Source organism: Syntrophobotulus glycolicus DSM 8271 (assembly GCF_000190635.1).
Classification (GTDB): Bacteria; Bacillota; Desulfitobacteriia; order Desulfitobacteriales; family Syntrophobotulaceae; genus Syntrophobotulus; species Syntrophobotulus glycolicus.
The window spans coordinates 645,447-668,038 of record NC_015172.1 but is presented as its reverse complement, the minus strand read 5'-3'; the positions used below and the strand labels follow the sequence as shown (position 1 = coordinate 668,038).

General features: G+C 49.7%; 24 protein-coding genes and 1 other annotated feature (1 of these 25 only partly in view). Of the genes, 6 read left to right on the top strand and 18 right to left on the bottom strand.

What is annotated here, in order from left to right:
* Window positions 1–8: 8 nt before the first annotated feature.
* The 4 genes from SGLY_RS03515 to SGLY_RS03505 all read left to right on the top strand — a co-directional run bounded on the left by SGLY_RS03515 (window position 9) and on the right by SGLY_RS03505 (window position 1,627).
* Window positions 9–506, top strand: a complete 498-nt coding sequence (locus SGLY_RS03515) for a hypothetical protein (RefSeq protein WP_013623918.1) — start codon at window positions 9–11, stop codon at window positions 504–506.
* The gene (locus tag SGLY_RS03510) at window positions 484–1,041 is read left to right on the top strand and encodes an accessory gene regulator ArgB-like protein (protein WP_013623917.1); all 558 of its coding nucleotides are present in this window, start codon (window positions 484–486) and stop codon (window positions 1,039–1,041) included. Before SGLY_RS03515 ends, SGLY_RS03510 begins: the two co-directional genes overlap by 23 nt.
* A gap of 2 nt (window positions 1,042–1,043) precedes the next feature.
* Window positions 1,044–1,166: a cyclic lactone autoinducer peptide gene (locus SGLY_RS18490; RefSeq protein WP_083811171.1), complete on the top strand. Its 123-nt coding sequence runs from the start codon at window positions 1,044–1,046 to the stop codon at window positions 1,164–1,166.
* A gap of 209 nt (window positions 1,167–1,375) precedes the next feature.
* On the top strand, window positions 1,376–1,627 hold the full coding sequence (locus SGLY_RS03505) for a hypothetical protein (RefSeq protein WP_013623916.1): 252 nt from the start codon (window positions 1,376–1,378) through the stop codon (window positions 1,625–1,627).
* Between the two features lie 5 nt (window positions 1,628–1,632).
* Here the strand turns inward: SGLY_RS03505 and pyrE are convergent, their stop codons facing one another.
* From pyrE to SGLY_RS03440, 13 genes are all read right to left on the bottom strand, one after another.
* A complete protein-coding gene (gene pyrE, locus SGLY_RS03500; protein ID WP_013623915.1) occupies window positions 1,633–2,211 on the bottom strand; it encodes an orotate phosphoribosyltransferase in 579 nt (192 codons plus the stop codon).
* 35 nt (window positions 2,212–2,246) lie between these two features.
* Window positions 2,247–2,972, bottom strand: a complete 726-nt coding sequence (gene pyrF / locus SGLY_RS03495; protein WP_013623914.1) for an orotidine-5'-phosphate decarboxylase — start codon at window positions 2,970–2,972, stop codon at window positions 2,247–2,249.
* Window positions 2,973–3,041: 69 nt separating this feature from the next.
* Window positions 3,042–3,956 carry a dihydroorotate dehydrogenase gene (locus tag SGLY_RS03490; protein WP_013623913.1) on the bottom strand — a complete coding sequence of 305 codons (915 nt, stop codon included), beginning with the start codon at window positions 3,954–3,956 and terminating at the stop codon, window positions 3,042–3,044.
* Complete coding sequence (locus tag SGLY_RS03485) at window positions 3,943–4,770, bottom strand: dihydroorotate dehydrogenase electron transfer subunit (protein ID WP_013623912.1); 828 nt, start codon at window positions 4,768–4,770, stop codon at window positions 3,943–3,945. The genes SGLY_RS03490 and SGLY_RS03485 overlap by 14 nt, the downstream gene beginning before the upstream one ends.
* 20 nt (window positions 4,771–4,790) lie before the next feature.
* Entirely contained in the window at window positions 4,791–7,979 is a 3,189-nt protein-coding gene (gene carB / locus SGLY_RS03480) for a carbamoyl-phosphate synthase large subunit (protein ID WP_013623911.1), read from the bottom strand.
* Window positions 7,972–9,069 carry a glutamine-hydrolyzing carbamoyl-phosphate synthase small subunit gene (gene carA / locus SGLY_RS03475; protein ID WP_013623910.1) on the bottom strand — a complete coding sequence of 366 codons (1,098 nt, stop codon included), beginning with the start codon at window positions 9,067–9,069 and terminating at the stop codon, window positions 7,972–7,974. Before carA ends, carB begins: the two co-directional genes overlap by 8 nt.
* Before the next feature lie 73 nt (window positions 9,070–9,142).
* On the bottom strand, window positions 9,143–10,462 hold the full coding sequence (locus SGLY_RS03470) for a dihydroorotase (protein WP_013623909.1): 1,320 nt from the start codon (window positions 10,460–10,462) through the stop codon (window positions 9,143–9,145).
* Complete coding sequence (locus SGLY_RS03465; protein WP_013623908.1) at window positions 10,449–11,387, bottom strand: aspartate carbamoyltransferase catalytic subunit; 939 nt, start codon at window positions 11,385–11,387, stop codon at window positions 10,449–10,451. The genes SGLY_RS03470 and SGLY_RS03465 overlap by 14 nt, the downstream gene beginning before the upstream one ends.
* A gap of 146 nt (window positions 11,388–11,533) precedes the next feature.
* The gene (gene pyrR, locus SGLY_RS03460; RefSeq protein ID WP_013623907.1) at window positions 11,534–12,079 is read right to left on the bottom strand and encodes a bifunctional pyr operon transcriptional regulator/uracil phosphoribosyltransferase PyrR; all 546 of its coding nucleotides are present in this window, start codon (window positions 12,077–12,079) and stop codon (window positions 11,534–11,536) included.
* 144 nt (window positions 12,080–12,223) lie between these two features.
* Entirely contained in the window at window positions 12,224–13,162 is a 939-nt protein-coding gene (locus SGLY_RS03455; RefSeq protein WP_013623906.1) for an RluA family pseudouridine synthase, read from the bottom strand.
* Window positions 13,159–13,605 carry a signal peptidase II gene (gene lspA, locus SGLY_RS03450; protein ID WP_013623905.1) on the bottom strand — a complete coding sequence of 149 codons (447 nt, stop codon included), beginning with the start codon at window positions 13,603–13,605 and terminating at the stop codon, window positions 13,159–13,161. The genes SGLY_RS03455 and lspA overlap by 4 nt, the downstream gene beginning before the upstream one ends.
* Before the next feature lie 12 nt (window positions 13,606–13,617).
* On the bottom strand, window positions 13,618–14,196 hold the full coding sequence (gene pduL / locus SGLY_RS03445; RefSeq protein ID WP_013623904.1) for a phosphate propanoyltransferase: 579 nt from the start codon (window positions 14,194–14,196) through the stop codon (window positions 13,618–13,620).
* Window positions 14,197–14,254: 58 nt separating this feature from the next.
* A complete protein-coding gene (locus SGLY_RS03440; protein WP_013623903.1) occupies window positions 14,255–14,986 on the bottom strand; it encodes a 2-phosphosulfolactate phosphatase in 732 nt (243 codons plus the stop codon).
* Window positions 14,987–15,136: 150 nt separating this feature from the next.
* Between SGLY_RS03440 and SGLY_RS03435 the strand changes: the two genes are divergently transcribed.
* The gene (locus tag SGLY_RS03435) at window positions 15,137–16,174 is read left to right on the top strand and encodes an agmatine deiminase family protein (RefSeq protein WP_013623902.1); all 1,038 of its coding nucleotides are present in this window, start codon (window positions 15,137–15,139) and stop codon (window positions 16,172–16,174) included.
* Window positions 16,174–17,058, top strand: a complete 885-nt coding sequence (aguB, locus tag SGLY_RS03430) for an N-carbamoylputrescine amidase (RefSeq protein ID WP_013623901.1) — start codon at window positions 16,174–16,176, stop codon at window positions 17,056–17,058. The genes SGLY_RS03435 and aguB overlap by 1 nt, the downstream gene beginning before the upstream one ends.
* Before the next feature lie 15 nt (window positions 17,059–17,073).
* On the opposite strand, the gene SGLY_RS18485 is transcribed toward aguB, so the two are convergent.
* The 5 genes from SGLY_RS18485 to ileS all read right to left on the bottom strand — a co-directional run bounded on the left by SGLY_RS18485 (window position 17,074) and on the right by ileS (window position 22,463).
* Window positions 17,074–17,934 (bottom strand): methyl-accepting chemotaxis protein, encoded by an 861-nt coding sequence (locus tag SGLY_RS18485; RefSeq protein ID WP_013623900.1) that lies wholly within the window; start codon window positions 17,932–17,934, stop codon window positions 17,074–17,076.
* 293 nt (window positions 17,935–18,227) lie between these two features.
* On the bottom strand, window positions 18,228–18,632 hold the full coding sequence (locus tag SGLY_RS03420) for a HEPN domain-containing protein (protein ID WP_013623899.1): 405 nt from the start codon (window positions 18,630–18,632) through the stop codon (window positions 18,228–18,230).
* Window positions 18,625–18,948, bottom strand: a complete 324-nt coding sequence (locus tag SGLY_RS03415; protein WP_013623898.1) for a nucleotidyltransferase domain-containing protein — start codon at window positions 18,946–18,948, stop codon at window positions 18,625–18,627. The genes SGLY_RS03420 and SGLY_RS03415 overlap by 8 nt, the downstream gene beginning before the upstream one ends.
* 270 nt (window positions 18,949–19,218) lie before the next feature.
* On the bottom strand, window positions 19,219–19,530 hold the full coding sequence (locus tag SGLY_RS03410) for a hypothetical protein (protein WP_013623897.1): 312 nt from the start codon (window positions 19,528–19,530) through the stop codon (window positions 19,219–19,221).
* Between the two features lie 158 nt (window positions 19,531–19,688).
* Complete coding sequence (ileS, locus tag SGLY_RS03405) at window positions 19,689–22,463, bottom strand: isoleucine--tRNA ligase (RefSeq protein ID WP_013623896.1); 2,775 nt, start codon at window positions 22,461–22,463, stop codon at window positions 19,689–19,691.
* Window positions 22,464–22,522: 59 nt separating this feature from the next.
* Window positions 22,523–22,592, bottom strand: a binding site (T-box leader); it runs 158 nt beyond the window's last position.

Below are 22,592 nucleotides of genomic sequence, written 5' to 3'. Positions count from 1 at the left end.
GAAAACCCATGCGTATCCCATTAATAGTACTGATCTTTCAAGGCGTTCCCGAAGGAATCGCAATCTATACTTTAGCCTTCGTCCTGGCCAAAATCGACCTCAATTGGCGGAAAATTATTGTGGGAGCGTTTTTTTCCATTTTGATTGTTTATTTGATCAGATTTTATCCCGTATATGTTGGATTGCATACCATTGTCATGATTACCTTTCTTTTTTTCTATCTGTTCAAGGTCGGCAGGGCCAGTGTCCTTACTTCTCTTGTTGCTACTTTACTAAGTTTCCTCATACTTTGTCTGACAGAAGCAGCTTGTATACATATTATTGAACTTCTCGGCCTTTCTTCTCAAGGCTATCTGTCGAGCCAGTCTTTGAGAATTATTACCGGTCTGCCTCATGTTTCATTGATGTTTCTTTTTGCTTTCTTGATTAAATATTATCGAAAAAGAAAGGATATCCGCTATGATCACTCACTTGAGCAAACAAATGAGCAATCTTTTAAGCAGTAGTCTGGACTTAAACGAAGAGAAAGAAGAAGAATTGACCTACGGCTTTGAACTAATTTTTCTGGCCGTCATCGGTACAGCTTCTATCCTCCTTGCGGCCTATTTTTTAGATACTCTGCTTCTTACAGCTTTGACCCTCCTTTTCGGCGGGGGCTTAAGGAAGCTTTCTGGGGGGGCGCATGCCGGCTCCGCCTTCAAATGCCTGGCGATCGGAACAGTCGTCTACGCCTTTCTGGGCTTATCGGCCAAAAGCCTGATCGCTTACAACCTGGCCGGCTCAACTTTGAATCTAGTGATTCTCTTGCTCTGCCTCCCGGTTGTCGCCATTTTGGCCCCGGTTGACTGTCCGGCCAAGCCCATCCATTCCCGGAGCTTCCGGCGAAAATTAAAATCGGTCTCCATCGCTTTTGTCCTCGTGACAAGCATTTTGGTTTTCTTGTCCCAAAACATCATTCTCGGAACAAGCGCGGCCCTGGGCATAGCCTATCAGACTGTGACCCTGCTGCCTTTGTTTAATCTAAGAAAGGGAGGGTCCTAAAAATGAAAAGACTACTTTTCACCGCTATCTCTTCAGTTGTACTTCTCTTTGCCTCAGCCAGCTCTGTTTTTGCTTGCTTTGTTTTCTCTCATCAGCCCAACACTCCCAAGTCTCTGCAGCGCTAACGTTTCCTGCTTCATGTTTCATTAATTCGTACTGATCACATAACATGAAAGCCAGAATTCAAATGGACCCGGAATCATTCCTCCGGGTCCGCTTATGTAAAGAAAACTATCCTGTTCAAGACTGTTCTGTTTAACCTCCGGAACCCCGGATATTTGATATTACCTTATCTTATCGAGATGTTTAGATTGTCATAACCAGGAGGACCCTTATGAATACAGAAAAAGATCAGATCAATGATGACCGGGAAAAGGATTTGGCCTGTTCCGCCTGTGGTTCGCAGATCGTCTGCGAAGCCAGCCTGAACATGCCTAAACTGGCCGGGAAACTTTATATGGAAGACTTTGTGCATAGCATTAAGGTCATTTGCAAAGGCTGTGGCAAAGTTTATTATGCCAAGGAATATAAATCAAGTGAGGATTTTCAATGGGAAGAGATTATTGAAGCCCTGAAAGGCTGCTGAAATCCTTATTTGCCGCTGCCCCGGCTGCCGGGCTTGATTGCCGGGATTCCCCGGCCGCAAAGCGGACAGTTGTCCGGTTCAAAGGTCTCAATTTGCAGCTGTACAAGACTTTGCAGAGGCAATCCCCCAAAATCGGCCTTACCGCCGCTGCGGTCAACCAGTACACCCACCCCGACCGGGACGGCCCCGCATTTCCGGACGATTTCAATGACTTCCCGGACTGACCCGCCGGTTGTGATGACATCTTCCACGACCAGGACTTTCTCACCCGGCCGGAGTTCAAAGCCGCGCCGCAGGCACATTTCACCATTTTGCCTTTCCGTAAAAATGACCCTGGTCCCTAATGCTTTGCCTACCTCATGGGCCACAATAATCCCGCCCATCGCCGGTCCGATCACGGTTTCCGCTCCGGCCCCGGCGAATTTCTCCGCCAGCAGCGCACAAAGAAAAGCCGCTTTATCGGGATATTGAAGCACTTGGGCACACTGCATGTACTGGGCACTGTGTTTGCCTGAGGTCAAAAGAAAATGGCCGTTTAACAGTGCCCCCGTATCCGTAAATACGTTCAGGATATCTTCATTCATTTTTTTATCCTCCAATCGTTTTTCTGCACAAAATTTTAGTCAAAGAGTTTGAAGAGCGCTTCCCGGGGATTGACCGCAGCAGTAATCGGTCTGCCCACCACCAGATAGGAGCTTCCGTTTTCCAGCGCTTCCTTGGGGGTCAGCACTCTGACCTGGTCATTTTGTTCACTGCCTGCAGGCCTGATTCCCGGGGTGACCAACAGGAAATCCGCACCGCATTCCCTGCGGAGGGAAACCACTTCCCTGGCTGAAGCGACCACTCCGTCCAGCCCGGCTTTTTGGGCCAAAAGGGCCAGATTAATCACCTGATCCTCGACCATGCGGTTCACCCCGACTCCGGACAGCTCCTCTTGCCCCATGCTGGTCAGGACGGTAACCCCGATGATTTTCTTGCCGCTCTTCCGGCCGATCTCGGCGGCCCTGGCCATCATCTCATATCCGCCCGCACAGTGAACATTGATCATATCCACTGCCGAATCCACCAAAACCTGCATCGTTCTGGCAACGGTATTGGGGATATCATGAAGCTTGAGATCAAGAAAAATGGAAAAGCCCATTTCTTTGAACTTCTGAACAAGACTGAGACCTGAAAGAGCGTAAAGCTCCAAACCGATCTTTAACCAACAGCCGGTGCCTGCCAGCTGTTTTGCTATTTCTGCCGCTTTATCCGCTGAATCAACATCCAAAGCTGCCATCACCCTGGCAATTTTCTCATCTGCCGGGCTGCTTTGACTTCCTGGCACTCCTTGATCTCTTTGCATCTCTTGACCTCCTTGCGTCTTTTTAACCTTTACGGTCTCTTCATCCTTGCGCACTCTCTGCCATGCTCCTCAATGAGCGGCACCGATAATTTCCCTGATTGAAGCGCATTTTCTGCTTTCAGCATATTCCTCCAGACCTTTGATCACGTCCAAAGGGGCCAAAGGGTCGGTGAAATTTGCCGTACCGATACTGACCGCGCTGGCTCCGGCCAGCATAAATTCCACAGCATCCTGCCAGGTCATGATCCCTCCCATACCGATGATCGGTATTTTGACCGCCTCAAAAACCTGATAAACCATTCTTACGGCCACAGGCCGGACGGCGGGTCCGGATAATCCTCCCACTTTATTGGCCAAAAGGGGCTTTTGGGCATGAATGTCAATGCTCATCCCCAGCAAAGTATTGATTAAAGATACCGCATCCGCTCCCCCGCTTTCCACGGCTTTGGCCATATCCGCAATGCTTGTCACATTCGGGGAAAGCTTGGCAATTAAAGGCAGGCCGGTATTTTTCCTCACTGCCGCGATCACCTCTTCGGCACTGCGGGGATCTGTACCGAAAGCCATGCCCCCGTGCTTGATATTCGGACAGGAGATATTGACTTCCAAAGCAGCTATTCCGCACCCTTTCTGAAAGGCGGAAGCCATCATCATATAGTCTTCCAGGGAGAACCCGGAAATATTGACAATGACGGCTGTATCCAGATTTTTCAGGCGGGGCAGGTATTCCTGAAGGAAAACCTCCAGGCCCGGATTTTCCAGGCCGACGGAATTTAAGATACCTGCCGGAGTCTCCGCTAGCCGGGGGACCGGATTGCCCAGGCGGGGCAAAGGGGTGATCCCTTTGACTGTAATCGCGCCGAGCAGGGCGGGATCGTAAAAGGGAGCATATTCTTCCCCGAAACCATAGGTCCCGGAAGCGGTCATGACCGGATTTTTCAGGGTTATTCCCGCCAGCTCAACCTGCAAGTCAACATTCGGCATCCCAGACTACCTCCTCTCCGTCAAAAACGGGCCCGTCCTTGCAAACCTTTTTCCGCTGAAGAACGCCCGCTTCCCGGACTGTACAGACACAGCCCAGACAAGCCCCTACCCCGCAAGCCATTCTCTCTTCCAGAGATACCTGCAAAGGTACTCCTGCTTCCCGGCAGATCGCGGCCACTGCCTTCATCATGCCGCCGGGCCCGCAGGAAGCGGCCAAAAGCGTTTTTGCAGGCGAATCCCTCTTATTTTGAGGAGACTCCAGCTCTGTTCGCAGAAGGTCTGTCACCAATCCTTTGTAGCCTGTACTGCCATCCATGGTGGCCAGTTCATAATCAATCCCGCTCTTCTTCAGACCATCCAGTCCGGCGCTTTCCATAAAGCATTGATTTTCGCCGCCCCATAAAAGCTTCACATCCACTTTTTTCCGGTCAACTGCCTCCAGAATGGAGAAAAGGGGGAATACTCCGATTCCTCCCCCGATCAGCAATAATCGACCTGAGGAAGGGAGCTGGAAACCATTGCCGAGCGGTCCAAGAATACTGACCATCTCGTCCGGCCTTATTTGGGTTAACAGCGCCGTACCCTTGCCTTTAACCCTGTAATACAGAGTCAGTTCCCGCCGTTCCCTGTTCATCGCCGCTATACTGACCGGCCTGCGCAAAAGGGGATCATAGGTTTCACCGACCCTGATATGGACAAACTGCCCCGGTCTGGCCGCCAGGGCGGCCTCACCCTGTAAAACCAGCCTGAACAGTCCCTGCTCGGGATTGCCGATCTGCTTATTTTCAATGACCTTTTCCTTTATCAGCATCATAACAGTATTACTTCCCTTTTTCAGAATCGCTTTTCATTCAGCGGAATTATGCTGGGTGAATTGGCTTCCAGAACCTGCAGCAGAGCTTGTGCCGTATCCAGGCTGGTAAAGCAGGGGATTCCCTGCTCAACCGCGGCCCTGCGGATGGCAAAACCGTCACTGGTTGTATTTTTGGCATGGGTGGTTGTATTGAGCACACACTGAATCTGTCCGCCTTTGATTTTCTCCGTAATCTCATTGGAGCCTGTATAGATTTTCCTGACCTCTTCGACTTCCAGGCCTTCCTTTTCTATGGCCCGGGCTGTTCCTGCCGTAGCGACGATATGGAACCCCAGATCATAGAACCGGCGCACCAGCTGCAAGCCTTCGGCCTTATCCCTGTCGGCCAGGGTGACCAGAAGGGTACCGTGGGCCGAGATATGCATCCCCGCGGCCAGCAAGGCTTTATGCAGGGCCTTTTCATAGGTGCTGTCCGTGCCCATTACTTCCCCGGTCGATTTCATCTCCGGCCCCAGGGAAGGCTCAACCATCAGCAGCTTGGAGAAGGAGAATACCGGCGCTTTGACGGCAACGTAAGAACTCTTCGGCCACACCCCGGATGAGATACCCATACTCGCCAGGGACTGGCCAAGGATTACCCTTGTGGCCAGATCGACAACAGGCACTCCGGTTACCTTGCTTAGGAAAGGCACTGTGCGGCTGGAGCGCGGGTTCACCTCCAGAACATAAACCTCATCTTTGTAGATTACATATTGAATATTTAAAAGTCCCTTGATCCTCAGACTGCGGGCGATGGAAACCGTTAAATCGCTGATCCTGTTTTCCATCTTCTGGGCAAGAGTCTGCGGGGGGTAGACCGCAATGGAGTCGCCGGAATGCACCCCTGCCCGTTCCAGGTGTTCCATAATTCCCGGAATACATACTGTCTCCCCATCCGAGATGGCATCTACCTCAACTTCTTTTCCTTCCAGGTACTGGTCCATCCAAATCTGCTGGCCCGGGAATTCGGCAAAGGCATTTTGAACAATCCTTTTGATGTCCGCCCGGTCATAAACGATCTGCATGGCCCTTCCTCCCAGCACATAAGACGGACGGACAATCAGGGGGAATCCGATTTTTTCGGACAGCTTCTCGGCCTCCTCGACCGTAGAAACGCACCCTCCCTGAGGTCTTTTCGCCCCCAGCTCCTGGAGCACATGGTCGAAGATTCCTCTCTCCTCAGCCCGGTCCGTATCTTCGACGGTCGTCCCCAGAATACGGTAGCCTCTGGCTGCCAGGCCTTTGCAAAGACCAATCGCCGTTTGCCCTCCGAACTGGACAATGACCCCTTCCGGTTTTTCCTTATTCAGAACCTCCGAGACATCCTCCAGAGTGAGGGGCTCAAAGTACAGTCTGTCGGAAGTGTCAAAATCGGTGGAGACTGTTTCCGGATTATTATTGATGATGATGCTCTCCACTCCGGCTTTGCGCAAGGCCTTGACCGCGTGAACCGAGCAATAGTCAAATTCTATCCCCTGGCCGATTCTGATCGGCCCTGATCCCAGCACCACAACCTTACGCCTGGAGGTCACTTCTCCTTCATCTTCCTGATCATAGCTGGAATAAAAATAGGGGGTCATCGCGTCAAATTCCCCGGCACAGGTATCCACCATCTTGAAAACAGGCAGGAGCCCGTTTTCCCTGCGGAAAGCAAAAACCTTTTCTTCCTCCGCCGCCCAAAGCCGGGCAATGTTTTGATCGGCAAACCCAAGCTTTTTGGCTTTTCTCAAGATTGCCCCATCCCAGGGATGGTTTTTGATTTCCGCGCTGAAATCGACAATTCTTTGAATTATTTTCAGGAAGTAAGGGTTCCATTGATTGATCCTGTTGATTTTTTCCACGCTCCAGCCCCGGCGAAAGCCCTCGGCAATCAGGTAAAGCATATTGTCACTGGCCTGGGCGCACTTTGCTTCCAGCTCCCGGTCCGCCAGGCGTTCATTTTCCGGGTTCAGGATGCCGAAAGACTTTGTTTCCAGAGAGCGCACCGCTTTCAGCAGGGCCGTTTCCAAATTGCGGCCCAATCCCATAACCTCGCCTGTCGCCTTCATCTGGGTCCCCAGAGTGCGGTCGGCATCAGAGAATTTATCAAAGGGCCAGCGGGGAATCTTGACAACCACATAATCCAAAGCCGGCTCGAAGCAGGCCGAAGTCTTGCCTGTCACCGAATTTTTCAGTTCGGCCATCGTATAGCCTATACCGATCTTCGCGGCGATCTTGGCAATCGGATAACCGGTCGCTTTGGACGCCAGGGCGCTGGACCTGCTCAAACGGGGGTTCACTTCGATTACATAGTATTCATCATTGACCGGGTTTAAAGCAAACTGCACATTACAGCCCCCTTCAATCCCCAAAGCGGATACGATATTGAAAGACGCTGTGCGCAGCATCTGGATTTCCTTATCCGTCAGCGTCTGGCAGGGGGCGACGACGATGCTGTCTCCGGTATGAACACCTACAGGGTCCATATTTTCCATATGACAAACCGCGATACAGCTGTCCATGCCGTCCCTGAGCACTTCGAACTCAATTTCTTTCCAGCCGGCCACACTTCTCTCGATCAGGATTTGGCCGATCATACTGGCATTGATCCCACTGGCGGCAATTTCCTCCAGAGTTTTCCTGTCTCCCGCTATCCCGCCCCCGGTTCCCCCCAGGGTGAAGGCGGGCCTGACAATCAGGGGATAGCCGATCTCTTCGGCAAAGGCGACGGCCTCCCCGACCTCGGAAACAATCGTGCTTTCCGGGATCGGCTGCCGGATTTCGTGCATCAGGTTGCGAAAATGTTCCCTGTCCTCAGCTTTGCTGATGCTGTCCAGGGGAGTACCCAATAGCGTTACACCACAACGCTGCAGGATACCACTTTGGGATAACTGAAAGGCCAGATTGAGACCGGTTTGGCCGCCCATGGTCGGCAAGAGTCCGTCCGGCTTCTCTTTCTCAATAATTCTTTCCAGAAATTCTATGGTCAGAGGCTCAATATAGATCTTATCCGCGACCTCAGCATCCGTCATAATTGTCGCCGGATTGGAGTTCACCAAAACGGTTTCCAGTCCTTCCTCCCGCAATGCCCGGCAGGCCTGGGTCCCGGCATAGTCAAATTCCGCCGCCTGGCCGATGACGATAGGTCCGGAGCCGATCACCATGACCTTTTTCCAGTCTTTTTTAGGCATGTCTGTTGATCCCCTTCCCACTGACAAATTCTGCGAAGCAATCAAATATTCCGGAATTTTCTTCAGGCCCCGGAGCGGCTTCCGGATGGTACTGCACGGTAATGATCGGATATTTCTCATGAATCAGTCCTTCGACGGTCCCGTCATTAAGGTTAACGTACTTGACTTTAAACCCTGTCCCTTCCAAGGATTCTTCCCGGACGGCATAACCGTGGTTCTGGGAAGTCATGGTCACCTTGCCTGTGGCCAGATCCTGAACAGGATGGTTGCCCCCCCTGTGCCCGAACGGAAGCTTATAAGTGGAAGCTCCCGCTGCCATGGCCATGATCTGGTGGCCCATACAAATGCCCAGAACGGGCAGCTTGGGGATCAGATTGCCGACATTGCGGGCAATCTCAGGAATACCGTCGGGGTCTCCGGGGCCATTGCTCAGCACCAGTCCCTGCGGGTTGACATTGAGGATTTCCTCCCAGGAAGCTGAGGCCGGAAAAACATGCAGTCTGAACCCTCTTTTCTGCAGGCAGCGCAGGATATTGCGTTTGATCCCCATATCCAGAACTGCCAGAAGGGGTCCTTCGCCATGTATCTCATATTCTTCACTGACTGTCGTCTGATATACCCAATGCCGGTCAGGCTGAATATCCTGTTCGGAATGTTCCTGCCAGAATTTGATTCCTTGCTCAAGCTCGGCCACCAGCACCCCGGAAATTGTCCCATTTCGTCTGATGTGTCTGGTCAGGGCTCTGGTATCAATATCCTTGATTCCGGGGATTTTGTTATTCAGGCAAAATTCTTCCATGCTCCGGTCCGCGTGAAAGCTGCCTTCACCTTCGGACAATTCTTTGACCGCCACACCTTTGATCAGCACCTTGCCGGCTTCGCTTTCTTCATTATGCCAGCCGTAATTGCCCATCTGCGGATGGGTAAAGGTCAGAATCTGACCGGAATATGATAAATCAGTGATCATTTCCTGGTAACCGCACATGGAGGTATTGAAAACCACCTCACCGGTTACCGGCTCACTGTCCTTCCAAAAACCAAACGCTTCGCCCTCGTAGGCCTTGCCATCCTTGAGAACCAGCCATGCCATAACTGCTCACCTCTCCTGCCCGATTTTACATCATGTTCAATCTTGATCTTTTCTGAATTTCAATGACCTTGATTTAAATGACCCTGCGGTCCTTCATCACCAGCTTGCCCGCCACCCAGGTCATCTCGGGCAGACCTCGCATTTCCCTGCCCAAATACGGCGTGTTGACGCTCCTGGATTCCATCCCGGCCGGATCGATCACTTCCCTGCGCTCCGGATCAAAAAGCACCATATCCGCAGGATGTCCGGGTTTCAACGTCCCTGCCTCCCAGCCAAAGCGGCGCGCCGGATTCAGAGACCATAATTCAATCAATTTTTCCACAGAAAGAATCCCTTTGGCTACAAAGGCCTGCCATACCGCCGCCAGAGCTGTCTCCAAACCATTGATGCCAAAAGGGGCTTCTCCAAACGGCCGGGCCTTTTCCTCCCTGGTATGGGGAGCATGGTCAGTCGCCAGCATATCGATCGTCCCGTCCAGGATACCCTGCCAAAGGGCCTCCTGGTCTTCTTTTGAAGGGAGGGGCGGGTTAACCTTATATGATGTGTCCGTCAGGGTCACATCCTCACAGGTAAATATGAGGTGATAAGGGTTGACCTCAGCCGTAATATCCAAGCCCCGGGCCTTGCCTGTCCGAATCGCCTCCACACTTTCTTTGGTGGAAACATGGGCAATATGCAATTTACCGCCGGTTTCCCCGGCCAGGATCACATCCCGGACCACCATCACACTTTCCGAACCGGCCGGAATTCCTTTAAACCCCAGCCTCGCACTTGTCTCGCTTTTCCGTATGGCTCCCCCGGCCGCCAGTGATTCATCCTCACAATGGGCAACGACCGGCAGCCCGGTCAGCTTGGCATACTCCAGGGCCAGCCTCATCATTTCCGCGCTCTGAATCCCCTTGCCGTCATCAGAGAAAGCCGATACTCCGCCTTCCTTGAGATCCATCATCTCCACAAGCTCTTCTCCCCGCAGTCCCTTGGTCACCGCTGCGGCCGTATAGACCCTGGCTTTTCCCGCTCTCTGGCCCTGCCGCAGCACAAATTCAGCCAGAGCCCGGTGATCTACAACCGGCGAAGTATTGGCCATGGCCATAATTGAGGTAAAGCCTCCCCGCACGGCAGCCCGGGAGCCGCTTGCGATATCTTCCTTGTCTTCAAATCCCGGCTCGCGCAAATGAACATGGACATCCACCAGGCCGGGAAACAAATACTTTCCCTGACCGTCTACAAGCCCGATCTCCTCAGGCGAATCCGCGCCCAGGATTTCCTGAGCCCTGTTTGCCGGGATGTCTTCAGAAACTTCTCTTACCAGCCCGTCTTTGACCAAAATATCTCTTATTCCCGATATTCCCTGGGCAGGGTCTACCAGATGAACATTTTTAATCCACCACACTGTTTGTTCCCCCTCCGATCAGCAGATAGATCAAAGCCATCCGCACTGCTACTCCGTTTGTGACCTGTTCTTCAATCACTGAAAGAGGGCTGTCCGCCAGTTCTCCGGCGATTTCCACTCCTCTGTTCATCGGTCCGGGATGCATAATAATCGTCTCCTTGCCGGTTTTTCTCAGCCTTTCCGGGGTGAGGCAATAAAGCTCCCGGTATTCTCTGAGCGACGGAAACAAGCCGCTTTGCTGGCGCTCCAGCTGAAGCCTCAAGGCCATCACGGCATCCGCCCCCTCCAGTACACTGTCCAAATCGTAGGAGGTTTGAACCCCAAGGTAGCTCATTTCCGGGGGCAGGAGGGTAGGCGGTCCCACCAGAACAACCTCAGCACCCAGCTTTTTTAAGCCTATGGCATTGCTGCGGGCCACCCGGGAATGCAGAATATCCCCGACAATCACAATTTTCCTGTCCTGAAAACCGCCCAATTTTTCCTTCATGGTCAAAAAGTCCAGAAGAGCCTGGGTGGGATGCGCGTGCTGGCCGTCGCCGGCATTGATTACCGAAGCACTGAGCTCATCGGCCAGAAATTGGGCCGCCCCGGAGCCGGAATGCCGGACAATAACCAAATCAACATTCATGGCCTGAAGGGTCCGGGCCGTGTCCAAAAGGCTTTCCCCTTTTGTCACACTGCTCTGGGCCACGGCAATATTTCCGGTATCCGCACCGAGGATCTTGGCCGCTGTTTCAAAAGATGTCCGGGTACGGGTACTTGATTCATAAAACAAGAGCAAAACCGACTTTCCCCGGAGTGTCGGCAGCTTTTTGATCGGGCGTCCCAGTATTTCCTTCATGGAAACAGCGGTTTCCAAAATCAGTTCAATTTCTTTTCCTTCCAGCTTATCCATATCCAGAAGATCCTTATACATCCATTTCATGACGGGCCACCTCCTTGATTGCCGCAATTTCTGCCGTAAAACCAAAAAACCTCCGGCCATGGGCAGGAGGAGATTGTTCAATCCGTCTCTCCCTTGGCCATCTCACAGGATAACATTTAAAGGTGCAATGGAATGATCTGTCTTGATTAAGTTTTTTCCAAAAGAAGAACTTCTTCGCGTTTATCTGTCTCACCTAAGCAAACTGAGATGATTTCCCTGTTTGATGTCGGCACATTTTTTCCTACATAATCGGCCCGGATGGGCAATTCCCTGTGGCCCCTGTCAATCAGGACCGCCAATTGAATTTTTTGCGGTCTGCCCAGGTCAATCAGCGCATCCAAGGCGGCCCTGACCGTGCGTCCCGTATATAAAACATCATCCACCAGAATCACCGTCTTGCCGTCAATCGTAAAAGGAACTTTGGTTTCGTGCACGATGGGCTGAACATTTATCGTACTTAAGTCATCCCTGTACAGTGTGATATCAAGCAAACCGAGTGGAATATCCACCTTCTCGAACTCCAAGATTTTCTCGTGAATACGTTCGGCCAGCGGAACTCCTCTGGTTCTGATCCCGATTAGAGCCAGGCCCTGGGTTCCCTTGTTCTTTTCCACGATCTCATGGGCTATCCTGGTCACCGCTCTGCGGATCCCATCTTCATCCATGATCTTGCTTTTTTGAATCCCTTTCATTGAAATCCCGCCTTTCGTTTAAAGGGGATGAAAAAACTGCCTGCTTAAGCAGACAGTGCACATGACAAATACATTCATGAACCGATCTGCCTTAAGTGTCTCTCCGGACAATTTTTAAAGGCAATGTTCTCACCTCTTTTGATTTTAGGTTAACTCCCGTAATTTGTCAACCGCCTCCAGGAACTCCCGGGGCGGATCGGCGCTGAATTCCATCAGCTTTCCCCCGCGCGGATGCAGGAATGCCAGTGTATGCGCATGCAGAACCTGACCTGTCAACCCCAGAATATTTTTTTTCGGACCATAAAGCGGGTCGCCCAGAACAGGGTTCCGGATATACGCCATATGCACCCTGATCTGATGTGTCCTGCCCGTTTCCAAAACTGCCTTGATCTTTGTATAGCCAATAAACCGTTCCTCAACCTCATAATGGGTGACGGCAGGCCGGGAATGTTTAAACACTACGGCCATTTTTTTACGGTCTTTGGGATCGCGGCCAATGGGAGCGTCGATTGTCCCCGATGGCTCAGAAAGCACCCCGTGCACGACCGCCAGATACTTTCTCTGCATTTTATGCTCCTTCAACTGCCCTGCCAGCTGATTATGGGACTCATCATTTTTAGCGACAACCAGCAGACCAGAGGTGTCCTTATCAATCCGGTGCACAATACCGGGCCGGATAATCCCGTTTATCCCGGAAAGGTCCCTGCAATGATACAGAAGGGCATTGACCAGTGTCCCTTCCCAGACTCCGGGAGCCGGATGGACGACCATGCCCTGAGGTTTGTTCACCACAAGCAGATCATCATCCTCATAGATGATCTCCAAAGGAATCTGTTGAGGAACAACCTTTAATTCCCGCGGTTTGGGCAAGTTAATCCCGATTTTATCCTCTGCCCTGATCCGGTAATTGGCTTTCTTTGTTTCTCCGTTTACCAGAACACGGCCTTCTTCAATCATATTCCGGATAAAGCTCCTGCTTGTCCCGGTTTTTTCCGTCAGGCATACATCCAGCCTCACCTCAGGCTTACCCTCAACAGCAAGCCATTGCTCATAAGCGAAGTCTTCTTCTTCAAAAATACTCATGCTTCTTCCTTTTCCGATCTGTAAATGAGATAAACCAGGATCAATCCGCCGACCACGATCATGCTGTCGGCCACATTAAAAATATAAGACCAAATTTTGAAATCCAGAAAATCAATCACCTTGCCGGTCAGGAGCCTGTCGGTCAGATTCCCGATCGCCCCCCCGGCAATCATGCCCAGACATATCCTCATCAGTTTTTCTTCTTTAGGCAATCTATGCTGAAAGAAGAAAATCCCCCCTAAGACAAGCAGGGAGGTCAGGATAAAAAATCCTGTCTTGCCCTGAAGCATCCCAAAAGCCGCCCCTGAATTAAGGATATAAGTAAGATCAAAAAAACCGGGAATCACCGGAATACTTTGTCCCAAATCCAAGTTGGCCTGAATGATCATCTTACTCAGGCGGTCCAATGCCAGAACCACAAACACCGTAACCCAAATATACAAATGGTTTTCCTCCTAATCAGCCAGGATGGTCACTTTATCCCCATTTTTAAGCCCCATGGCATTCGCCTCTTCGATATCAAGATGCAAGTCCAGGCTGTAAGTCGGCGAAACGCGGACCAGGATGTTCTCCAAAATGCCGCCCCGGGGACCGTCGATTTTGGCCTGAACGACATCCCTGTCCCGCAGGCCATATTCCGCGGCATCCCTGGTGCTTGCATGAAGGTGACGCGCGGCCACAATAACCCCTTCTTTCAGGCTTATCCTTTGATCATTGGCCTCGATCACCACACTCCCCGATCCCTCTAAATTACCGGAATCACGAACAGGAGCGGTAATACCCAGTTTAATGTTATCCGCCATGGTGATTTCGACCTGAGTATTTTTCCTGGCCGGGCCCAAAATCCGGACACCGGGTACCTGTCCTCTGGGGCCGACCAGAGTAACGGTTTCTTCAGCGGCAAATTCTCCGGGCTGGCTGAGCTCTTTCTTCACCGCGAGCTGATAGCCCGCCCCGAATAATGCTTCAATATCTTTGGCCGTAAGATGAACATGATGGTTTGATACTCCCACAGAGACATGGAACGTTTTCATGGAAATCAGACCCCTTTATCTAAATTCTTTGCCAAAATTCCGCATTTTGCTCACTGGGTTATCTGTCTTCCCGCCAAACAATTTCCCCGTTCCGAAGCACCGGAACAACGGACAACCGATTGACCGCGGAACAATACTCCACATCCTTCTGAAACCCCAGTGTAATCAAGACCTGACCATGTTCGGTATTTTTCAGGGTTTCCAGAAGATTGGGTTTTGAACTATTGTACAACATTTGAGCGGCTAAACCAAGATCATTGACGTTTATCCCTCTGCCGAACTGTTCAATAAACATCCCCGCGCACAATGTATCAGGCAAATCAAAACGCTCCTCCGTCCCGGAACAGACGATGATTATGCCGTCAATACCGGGGCATTCCCTGATTTCCTGATCCACTTTCCGTACAACACTGTCCATGTTCAAAAACGAAAGCATCCGGACTTTTTCCGCCGGAGCTGCCGCTTTAATGGCCATGGTCCCATTTGTTGTCGTGATGATCACTTTTTTCCCCTTTACTTTCTCCACTGTATACTCATCGGGGGAATTGCCCAGATCAAATCCTTCAATCAATACAGCCTGCCTTTCCCCGCCCAAAAGAGCTTCAGGGTTCTCCCGCTTCCTGGCTAAAGCCTCCTCAACCGAAGCCGCCGGGATCAGAGCCGCCGCTCCATTGGCCAGCGCTGTCGCCATCGTACTTGTCGCCCGAAAAACATCGATCACAATGGCAATTTTGTTCTCCAGGCTTCCCTGGTAATGAGATTGGGCACTGGGGATCACTTCGATGTACATGGTTAACCCCTCCTGATTTAAATGGTGTTTCCTCATTCAGGTCGGCTTATTCGTTTTTCTTTAACAATACCTATCCTTGTAAAATCAGTCAAGTTCACCTAAAATAGTAATCATATTTTGTGATAATAAAGATTTTGGAAAGGGACGGTTATGTACCCCAAGGATCTAAATTATAGAATGCCCCCGGAATGGGACGGACATGCCCAAACCTTGATTTCCTGGCCTGTCCGGGAATCCATGTGTTATCCGGAAGATTACGCTTCCGTTTGTCAGGCCTATGCTGAAATCATCCGGGCAATTGCAGAATTCGAACCGGTTACGGTTATGGTCAATTCCCCTGATTTATCAACGTTTTCTTCTCTTTTTCAGGAGGGGCGGATTCAATATTTGCCTATTGAACACAATGATGCCTGGCTCAGGGACAATGGACCAACATTTCTGGTCAGTGATCAGGGAGATGTTGCCGGGGTCAATTGGCAGTTTAATGCCTGGGGCGGCAAATACTCGCCCTGGGATTTGGATAATCAGGCTGCCCCCGCCATTCTTGACCATTTTGCCCTGAAGCAGTTTGACTCCCCCCTGATTTTGGAGGGCGGTTCAATTCACGTCGATGGGGAAGGCACGGTCCTTACTACGGAAGAATGCCTGTTAAATCCCAACCGCAACAGGGGCCTCACCAGGGAACAAATTGAAGACCAATTAAAAAAATATTTAAATATCAGGAAAGTGATTTGGCTGAAAAGCGGCTTGTCCGGTGACGAGACCGACGGCCATGTGGACAATGTGGCCTGTTTTGCCGCTCCGGGCAAAATCCTGTTGCAGGTATGCGATGATCCGGAAGATGAAAATTATGCGATCACCAGAGAGAATCTCAAGGTTTTAACCGGAGCAACCGATGCCAGGGACAGGAAACTGGACATCATCCCTGTCCAACAGCCCCCAAAGATGTCTGACCGGGGCCGCCGGTTAACATTGAGCTACCTGAATTTTTATTTTGTCAACGGGGGATTGATCTTACCCGTTTTCGGCGGTCAGGCGGAGAAAAGCGATCATTCAGCGATCCGGGTTTTGGGCGAACTGTTTCCTGAAAGACAGCTCCGCACCGTCAACGGGATGGGCCTGATCAGAGAGGGCGGCAATGTTCACTGCATAACTCAGCAACTGCCGTCAGGAAAGAAGGAAAAGTGATGAGAAACGTTAAAGTAGCGGCAACCCAGATGAGCTGCACCGGGAGCATAGACAAAAACATCGCCAAAGCCGACGGCCTGGTTCGCCAGGCGGCTGCCGGAGGCGCTCAGATCATTCTTTTACAGGAGTTGTTTGAAACACCGTACTTCTGTCAAAAAGAGAAGTCGGATTATGATGTCTATGCAACCGAGCTGGAACAAAATAAAGCCGTCAACCATTTTAAACAGGTTGCCGGAGAGCTTCAGGTCGTTCTGCCAATCAGTTTTTATGAGAAGAAAAACTATGCCCGGTATAATTCTGTCGCCATCATTGATGCCGGAGGAGAAATCCTGGGAAAATACCGGAAAAGTCATATACCGGACGGACCTGGCTATGAGGAGAAATTTTATTTTAATCCCGGAGATACCGGTTTTCGGGTCTGGAATACCCGCTATGGAAAAATCGGGGTCGGTATCTGCTGGGACCAATGGTACCCGGAAGCGGCCAGGTGTATGGCCCTGATGGGTGCGGAAATCCTCTTCTATCCCACTGCCATCGGTTCAGAACCTCAGGATAAGAGTATTGATTCCAAGGAGCACTGGCAAGCCTGTATGCTTGGCCATGCCGCCGCCAATCTCCTCCCTGTCGTCGCTTCCAACCGGGTCGGGGTTGAAGCGGACGAGGATTCCCGGATCACGTTCTACGGTTCTTCCTTTATTGCCGGCCCGCAAGGAAATAAGGTTGCCGAAGCAGGCCGTACCGAAGAAACCGTTCTTGTGGCCGACTTTGATCTGGATCAATTGGCGACTCAAAGGCTGGAATGGGGAATCTTCAGGGACAGGAGGCCGGATTTATACCGGGTGATTACCTCCTCTGACGGTGAGCTTATCATCAAAGACCATTAAGACAGGTCCGGTTTTCTACAGCTTGGCCGCCATTTTATCAAGCTCACGCCCTACCTGCTGGACATCCTCCACTATTCTGGTAATATCCTGGGTTGCGTTGGCTTGTTCATGAATGATCTCATTATTTTGCTTGACCCCTTCACTGATTTTCAAAATCACGTTTTCAAACTGTTTCAAGATCTCTGCAATCTCATCTGTAGACCTGTTGCTGTCAACAGCCAATTTCCGCACTTCATCGGCCACCACGGAAAAGCCTCTGCCCATTTCCCCGGCCCGGGCAGCTTCAATCGCGGCATTCAGACCTAAAAGGTTGGTCTGATTAGCCACCCTGCGGATAAATTCGAGAATGCTGGAGGTTTGCTTAACCTGATCACGCCCGTCATCTACCGCCTTTAAGACCGTTTCACTGATCGCCGCCACTTCCTGAGAAGAAGCCGCAACCTCCTGTACCGCGCTGGCAGCATGCTCAATGGCCTCATTCAGCCTGTAAACCATACCCTGTAAAGTCTTTTTCAACTCTTCAGCCTGGAGCTTGGACACAACCATTCCCGCCGCAACCCTGCCGAGGTTCTTGACAATATCGACCGGCCCGGCCAGTCCGATACAGCCTATTTTTTCTCCGTCAAGCTCAATTGCCAGGTTATACCCCTCTTTCTGTCTGTGATTGGCCGCCATCTCGTCTTCTACCGTGACAGCGATCTCCTTGAGATCGCTGTTCATGATCTTTACGTGCCCATCATGAACAACACCGACCCTTTTGCCGAAAGAATCGGCAATGATTGTTCCTGATTTGCTATTGCTTATAATTCCGTGATAACCTGTTGTTTCGAAAATAAAATTGACAATCTCATTGGCAATACCCTTATCAATATTCATTTCATTTCCCCCCCGGTATGTATTAAGATGTTCTTTGAATCACTTCTTCTCATTGACCTTTAAAATAAACCATAATCCCAGGAAAGATGTAAAAAGAATCCCTAAAAATATATTTGCCCTTTATTTTACAACTAATCATTTTACCTGTCTATTAATATTATAAATATTTTCAATATTAAAAAAATTAAGGCAAGGGTACGGGATAATGCAAAAAATAAGGATAGGGGAGAGCAAAATCCTCTCCCTTATCCTATCGTCTATTTTTTATTGTTAATACTGTATGAAATAATTTTCTAAATTGATTGATGAGCCATCTCTGGCGCAATCTTTAGAATTAAATCTCGAACCGTTTTCGCGCTATTCAACGCCTGCTGCATATCTTGTTCCTCCAACATGGGCTCCATTGGATATCTCGGCTGTACGCCGTAAGCTGTCAGGTCCGAGCATTGGTCAGCTATATTGTTAAAGATATTGGATAATTCCAAACAATGCTTGCACAATTCGTCTAAATCATGTATCTTAGGCGGATTCATTCCGTTCAGAACAAGATAGCCTTTAAGATACTTTTCAGCAGCTTGCTGACAATGATAACAAATAACTTCCACCGGAACAGGATGCATACTGAGAAGGTACTCGGCACTTTTTAAATCCATTGCAGCAAATCTCTGCCATTGCTGTGCCTGTTTTAGGTTACCCATACAGCATCACACCTTCCTGAGCAATTTGCCGCTCAATCGAAGGGGTGTATTTAAGCTGATTAAACTTATTTTTTTTACGGACAACCACATCCACCGGCATTGTTTTCTTATCACGAATAGCTTTACGAATCAACCTTATTGCATCGATTTCTCTTATCTTCGTATTTTCATCCATCACCACATAGATATCCAGATCCGAATCAGTATGCTGTTCACCATATACATAAGAGCCGAACAGAAATATCTGCTCCACAGGAACTGTGTTTAATATGATATCTTTAAGGATATCTAACTCATCCTGTATTTTTTTTTCCACACCAATAACTCCCTTTTTGCCAGCATAGCCGGTTATTCTCAGGTCTTATTGTTTATTATCATTATAGCATAATCTCTTTAACAGTTAAAATTTTCTAAATTAAACTAACAGCTGGGGATCTGTACTATCCGGCCATATTTTCAATGTGGTGAGAAATATCAGTGAAATCAAAAAGGGGTATGGTTTGACCTATTCTGCAAAGGACTGTTTGCCCATCAATCAAACCAAACCCCGAATCATATGCTTCAATCTGTATTCAACCTCTATCCATCACGAAGGTACAATTTTAATTTGCGGAATCTCAGCAATTCCCATCGCATTTACAAGAATTTCCTGCACTGAAATGACTCCGAAATTATTGTAATACCTATTAATGAAATCTTTGACGAAATAATTGACGATTTCGTTGCTTTTTATCCCCCAGGATGTATAATTGTCCCCAATATAGGATGTCAAATGGACAGCAATATCGGTATATTGTTTAACCTGGGGGTATTTTTTGACCAAAAAACTGATTGCACTTATGCCCGCGATTGAATATAAAGTTAAGGCTGAGGGAGAAGTGAAATAAAGTTTTATCATTTTATTCTAACCTCTTTTCAATATTTCCAGCTGGTTGCTCGTCCCACTAGCAATATATGTCCCTTCATCCTTTGAGGTGAACGAAAAAAGAAAAATCTGTCCGTGCTGGCAAAAGAATAGAGGAGCAAAATGCTCCCCTTCATCCTATCGTCCATTTTTTATTTTCCGATACTGCGGACAACAGCGGCACAACGCGGACAGAGATCAGGATACTCCGTATCTGTACCCGAATCTTCATAATAGATCCAGCATCTTTCACACTTTTTCCCGGGGGCATTGGAGACAAGGATCTTCAGGCCGGGGAAAAATTCTGATGCTGAGGCCCCTTCAGGAACATTGTCCTTTAATTCGTGCACAATGAATCTGGAGACGATGACGATTTCCTCCAGATTGGGTATGGCACTGACAAAGGCATATTGCTCAGGGTCAACATAGACATCCACCTTTGCTGTCAGGGAATGATTGATCAGTTTTTCCTGACGGGCGGTTTCCAAGGCCTTGGTAATATCATTTCGGATCGCCAAGATCTTTTCCCACTTAGCGGCTAACGCTTCGTTAACCCATTCCGGTTTGATTTTCGGCATTTCCTCGATTTGAACATTGCTTTCGGGATCTGCTCCCGGTATATACGCCCAGATTTCATCTGCTGTGAATACCAGGATCGGAGCCAGCAGTCTCACCAAAGCATTCAGAATCTCATTCATCACTGTCTGGGCGGAACGGCGGAGCAAGGACTCTTTGCCTTCCACATACGCTCTGTCCTTGACAATATCCAGATAAATTGCGCTCAGTTCAACAGTACAGAAATTATGAACCGTATGATAAACAACATGGAACTCATAGGTTTCATAAGCTTTGATGACTTTCTCTATGACCCTGGCCAGCCTGGTCAGCACCCAACGGTCAATTTCCTGCAGCTTGCTGTACTCTACCCTGTCTTGTTCGGGGTTAAAGTCATAGAGATTGCCTAAGAGGAACCTCAGGGTATTCCGGATTTTCCTGTACGCTTCAACCATCTGGTTCATAATGCGGGGAGATGCCGCTACATCGTTGCGGTAATCCGCTGAAGAAACCCATAGTCTCAAAATATCCGCGCCCATGTCCCTTACCACCTGGAGAGGATCTACCCCGTTACCCTGAGACTTGGACATTTTGCGTCCTTTCTCGTCAACCAGGAAACCGTGGGTCAGAACAGTTTTGTAGGGAGCCTGGCCATAAGCGGCCACTGAGGTTGAAAGAGAGGAATTGAACCACCCTCTGTGCTGGTCCGACCCTTCCAGGTACATGTCGGCAGGATAGCTTAACTCCGGTCTAAGCTTGAGAACCCCGACATGACTGGTTCCGGAATCAAACCAAACATCCATGATATCGGTTTCTTTACGGAATTCAGTCCCCCCGCATTGACATTTCAGTCCTTCAGGCAGAAGCTCCTCGACACTGTGTGCAAACCAGGCATCCGAACCCTCCTGCCGGAAAATCTCCTGCAGTTTCTCAATGGTTTGTTCGTTGATGATTTCCTTTCCGCAATCTTCACAGTAAAAGATCGGAATCGGCACACCCCAGGTTCTTTGTCTGGATATACACCAGTCTCCCCTGTCGGCGATCATATTGTAAATCCTATCCTTGCCCCAGGCCGGAATCCATTCCACCCGATCAATTTCCTCAAGGGCTGCCTGCCGGAATCCATCTATAGACGCAAACCATTGTTCAGTGGCCCGGAAAATAATCGGGTTCTTGCATCTCCAGCAATGGGGGTAGGAATGCTTGATTTTATCCTGATGGATCAGCATGCCGGCTTCCTGCAAATCTTTGAGGATCACTGCATTAGCCTGCTCCACCTTCATTCCTTCATATTGCCCGCCTTCTTTGGTGAACTTGCCCTGATGGTCAACAGGACAAAGGACATCCAGGCCGTATTGCCTGCCGACAATAAAGTCGTCTTCGCCATGGCCCGGAGCAGTATGGACACAGCCGGTCCCTTGCTCCAGAGTAACATGTTCACCGCAGATCAATACGGAATCCCGGCTCATCAGGGGATGGCGGCAAACGATTCCTTCCAGTTCTTTGCCTTTCACGGTTTTTACCGCTGTGAGCTCCCTGTTCCAGGTTTTGTTCAGAGCTTCCATAAGTTCCTTGGCAACCACCAAATATTCTTCCCCGTCCCGGACCAGAGCATATTCATATTCCGGATGGACGGAAATCGCCAGATTAGCCGGCAATGTCCAGGGTGTCGTCGTCCAAATCACCACAGAAGTGTTGTCTTTTCCCAATAAACCCTGATCTTCTTTGACCGGGAACTTCACAAATATTGCCGTGGATTTTTTATCGGCATAGTCAATTTCTGCCTCGGCCAAGGCTGTTTCACAGGAAGGACACCAGTATACCGGTTTTAAACCCTTGTAGATATAGCCTTTTTTGGCCATTTCTCCGAAAACACCGATTTGCGCCGCTTCATATTCTTTATGCAGGGTCAAGTAAGCATTGTCCCAGTTTCCACGTACGCCAAGCCTTTTAAACTCGGCTTTCTGGATTTCCACGTACTCCTTGGCATAATCACTGCACCGGGCCCTGAATTCCAGGGTGGAAACGGCATGTCTGTTCAGCCCCAGTTTTTTAATCACTTGCTGTTCGATCGGCAGGCCATGGGTATCCCAGCCCGGAACATAAGGAGCGTCATATCCCTGCATCGTCTTAAAACGGATAATGATATCCTTAAGGACTTTATTTAAAGCATGACCGAGATGAATATCCCCATTGGCATAGGGAGGCCCGTCATGAAGAATAAACTTCCGGCGTCCCCGGCGGGACTCCTGAACCTGACCATAGATATCTCCGTTTTCCCATTTTTGCAAAATATCCGGTTCTCTCTGCGGCAGATTCCCGCGCATAGGAAAATCTGTCTGAGGCAAATTTAATGTTTCTCGGTAATCCATTGTCATCACTCCTGAACATATTCTTCCTGAATCCCTGTCCGAAAAACAAAAACCCGCCCTCAAAGGGCGAGTCTAGTCTCGCGGTACCACCTTAATTGCCCGTTCCAAAACTGCGTCACGGGCATCTCC